Here is a 424-nt window from a genome sequence, read left to right as displayed (position 1 = left end):
TGGCCGACAGGCCCGGGTAATCTTCGAAAATTTCATCGTGATGGGGATAGATCATTGCAATTGTTGGTCTTCAACGAGGAATGCCTAGTAGGCGCGAGTCATCAGCTCGCGTTGACTACGTCCCTGCCCTTTGTACACACCGCCCGTCGCTCCTACCGATTGAATGGTCCGGTGAAGTGTTCGGATCGCGGCGACGTGGGCGGTCCGCCGCCGGCGACGTCGCGAGAAGTCCACTGAACCTTATCATTTAGAGGAAGGAGAAGTCGTAACAAGGTTTCCGTAGGTGAACCTGCGGAAGGATCATTGTCGAGGCCCGTCGAGACCCGCGAACCGGTGACCCGCCCAGCGAGACGCGCGTGCCCCCACCCGGGGGACCGCGCGGCGAACCACCCCCGGCGCGATGGGCGCCAAGGAATTGATGAGA

The 424-nt window shown here is 60.6% G+C and carries 1 rRNA gene; it reads left to right on the top strand.

Features of this window, described 5'->3' with window-relative positions:
- Positions 1-311, top strand: a 16S ribosomal RNA gene (locus tag D4A39_RS19285); the annotation flags it as partial.
- Between the last annotated feature and the right edge of the window lie 113 nt (positions 312-424).

Source organism: Alcanivorax profundi (assembly GCF_003597125.1).
In the GTDB taxonomy this organism is placed as follows: Bacteria; Pseudomonadota; Gammaproteobacteria; order Pseudomonadales; family Alcanivoracaceae; genus Alcanivorax; species Alcanivorax profundi.
The sequence above is the reverse complement of the archived record's forward strand: the minus strand, read 5'-3'. Positions and strand labels throughout refer to the sequence as shown.